Below are 3,052 nucleotides of genomic sequence, written 5' to 3' on the forward strand. Positions count from 1 at the left end.
AGCGGGTCTCGCCGTGGGCGTGGACGGGGTCGTTCCGGTCCAGGTGCCAGGTACCGAACACGCCGGCACGGTACTCCTCCATGGCGGTGACGATGTCCTGGCGGGTGTTGCCGACGAACGGACCCTGTTGGACCACGGGCGCCCCGATCGGCCGGGCCTGCAGCACGAGGAACGCCGCGCCGTCCGCGCCCGCGCTCACGGTGACGGCCTCGGGGGCGAGCACGGCGGCGTCGTAGCCGAGCCGCTGCCCGTCGGCGGTCAGCTCGCCGCCGTAGTTGTACAGGACCCGGGAGGCGGACGGGTCGAACGCCGGGAGCTCGGTGCTGACCCCGGGGTCGAGGGTGACGATCCAGATGGCGAGGTGGCTGTCCGGGCGCGCGGCCCAGGAGTGCGGTGGCGGGTCGAGTGCCCGGATCCCGTCGATCTCCCCGGCGATCACCCGGACGCGCGCGGCGGCCCCCTCCTCACCGCGGACGACGACCGGGGTGTCCTCGGACCAGAACATGTCGAAGTACGGCTCGGCGGACTTGTCCTCGGGGGCGAGGTTGAGCCAGATCTGGAACAGCTCCATGGTGTTGGTCGCGTCGGGATCCAGCAGGGGGAACATCTCCGAGTGCGAGATCCCCGCACCGGCGGTGAGCCACTGTGTGTCACCGTGCCCGAAGCGGGCGGCGGCGCCCAGCGAGTCGGAGTGGTCCACCACGCCGTCGAGCACCACGGTGACGGTCTCGAAGCCGCGGTGTGGGTGCTGGGGGAAGCCGGGCACCTCTGAGCCGTGGTACATCGACCAGCCGTCCTTGCCGGAGAAGTCGCCTCCGATGGACCGGCCCTCCAGGGAGGCCGCGGGACGCATGGTCTCCCCCTCGGCCGCGGGGAACTCGTCGCGGTGGTGGACCGCGAACAGGAACGGGTCGACACCGGGCCACTGCGCGCCGAGCGGGACTACCTGACGGATGGCGGACACTGGCATCTCCTCTGACGGGACGGTACTTGCTGTCGCGTCATACAACTCCGGGCCCTGGCGGTTTGTTCCCTCCCGCGGCCGAGCCCGGGTCAGCCCCGGGCCAGACCCGGGTCAGCCCCGGGCCACCACTCCGGTCACCGGAATCCGGCCGCCGACCGCCTGGCGGAAGTTGAGCACCGCACGCTGGACGTGGTCGCCCGTGGAGACCACGACCGCGCCGGTGGTCCCGCGCTCGCGGAAGATCTGGTCGGTGAACCGGGCGTTCTGGACCGTCGAGTTGGAGTTGCCCTCCTCGGTGATCCGCCACGGTGCGATCCCGGCGCCGCGGAGCCAGTCGCCCATCGCGCGGGCCTCCGTGCGGCCGTTCTGCGGGACTCCACCGGTCACGATGATGCGGGCGGTGGGGTACTCCCGCGCGAGCCGGAAGCCTGTCCTCAGCCGCTCCTCGAGCACCGGCCGGATCCCCCCGTCGGGATAGAGGCCCGCGCCCAGGATCACGATGTCGGTGGTGAACGGATTGACCGTGAGCACCGCCGGGTCGTCGCTCGTGAGCGCGTCCAGGCCGCCGCACATCTGCAGCATCGACTGGTCGACGTACTGGCAGCCCACCATGGTCAGCCCGTTGTAGAGCGCGGTGCCCGACGGGAGCTCCGCCGAACCCGCGGATGCGGTCCCTGCACCGGCCCCCAGCGCGAGCGCCGCCGTGGCCGCGACCGCTGCGAGACGGATGTGTGTCCTACGCACGATGGCGTTCCTCCCCCGAGAAAAGTGTGTGACTCATTTCGTGACCCGATAGTTATCGGTAGCCACGGTACCGCTGTTACCCGTGAGGCAGAATGGGCCAGAAAATCGCCGGGTAGCCTGCTCACATGCCCGCAGGATATGACAAGTCGGCCGCAGTCCGATACCTCTCCCGAGCGGACCCCGAGCTCGGACGCCACATCGAGTACGTCGGTCCGTGCACCCTCACGCCCGCCCCGGCCGCCGGACCGAACACCCTGTTCGATCGCCTGGCCTCCTCGATCCTGTCCCAGCAACTGTCGGTGAAGGCGGCCGCGACGATCGCCGGCCGACTCCGGGAGCGGGCCGCGGGGCCCCGCCATCTCGATCCCGTCCTCCTGGCCGCCCTCTCCGACGACGAGATCCGCGCCTGCGGCGTCTCCCGCCCCAAGATCGCCGCGCTCCGGGACCTGACCGACGCCGTGGGGACCGGACGGATCCCCACGATGGCGGAGCTGGAGGAACTCGACGACGACGAGGTGGTCGCCTCCCTGACCACCGTCCGCGGGGTGGGCCGATGGACCGTCGAGATGGTGCTGATCTTCCTGTTGGACAGACCCGACGTGTTCCCCGTCGCCGATGTCGGGGTGCGCCGCGGATTCGAGCGGGTCACGGGGCTCGACGAGGCGCCCACCGCCACGCAGATGCTCACCCGTGCCGAGAGCTGGGCCCCGTACCGTTCGGTCGCCTCCTGGTACCTGTGGCGGGCGGTCGACCAGACCGGGCAGGCGGTGCCCACGCCGCCCCCGTCCGGTAGAACGGACACATGGCAACCACCGCATTCAAGGGAAATCCCGTCACCACGTCCGGCGAGCTCCCCGCCGTCGGCACCACCGCCCCGGCGTTCGAGCTGGTCGGCACCGACCTGTCAGCCGTGACCTCCGAGTCGCTGGCGGGCAAGAACGTCGTGCTCAACATCTTCCCGAGCGTCGACACGGGCGTCTGCGCCCAGTCCGTCCGCACCTTCAACGAGAAGGCCACCGGCCTGGACAACACCGCGGTCGTCAACGTCTCGGCCGATCTCCCCTTCGCGCTCAAGCGTTTCGCCGCCGACGAGGGCATCGAGAACGCCTCCGCCGGTTCCACCTTCCGCAGCGATTTCGCCTCGACGTACGGCGTCACGATGGCCGACGGCCCCCTGGCCGGCCTGTGCGCCCGCTCGGTCATCGTTCTCGACGCCGAGGGCAAGGTCGTCTACACCCAGCTCGTCGACGAGATCACCACCGAGCCGGACTACGACTCCGCGCTCGCCGCTCTCAACTGATCACACTCACGACCGCCGGCCCGCCTCCGTGTGGAGGCGGGCCG

The 3,052-nt window shown here is 70.7% G+C and carries 4 protein-coding genes; 2 read left to right on the forward strand and 2 right to left on the reverse strand.

Features of this window, described 5'->3' with window-relative positions; genetic code table 11:
• On the reverse strand, positions 1-964 hold a 964-nt coding region (locus G6022_RS03895; protein WP_182691027.1), incomplete at its 3' end, for a pirin family protein.
• A 111-nt stretch (positions 965-1,075) separates the two neighbouring features.
• Positions 1,076-1,708 (reverse strand): ElyC/SanA/YdcF family protein, encoded by a 633-nt coding sequence (locus G6022_RS03900; RefSeq protein ID WP_182639626.1) that lies wholly within the window; start codon positions 1,706-1,708, stop codon positions 1,076-1,078.
• 125 nt (positions 1,709-1,833) lie between these two features.
• On the opposite strand from G6022_RS03900, the gene G6022_RS03905 reads away from it, so the two are divergent.
• Positions 1,834-2,622, forward strand: coding sequence for a DNA-3-methyladenine glycosylase (locus tag G6022_RS03905; RefSeq protein ID WP_182639627.1), 789 nt, complete (start codon positions 1,834-1,836; stop codon positions 2,620-2,622).
• Positions 2,511-3,008 (forward strand): thiol peroxidase, encoded by a 498-nt coding sequence (gene tpx, locus G6022_RS03910; protein ID WP_182639628.1) that lies wholly within the window; start codon positions 2,511-2,513, stop codon positions 3,006-3,008. Before G6022_RS03905 ends, tpx begins: the two co-directional genes overlap by 112 nt.
• The last annotated feature ends 44 nt before the right edge of the window (positions 3,009-3,052 follow it).

Source organism: Dietzia sp. Cai40 (genome assembly GCF_014145165.1).
In the GTDB taxonomy this organism is placed as follows: domain Bacteria; phylum Actinomycetota; class Actinomycetes; order Mycobacteriales; family Mycobacteriaceae; genus Dietzia; species Dietzia natronolimnaea.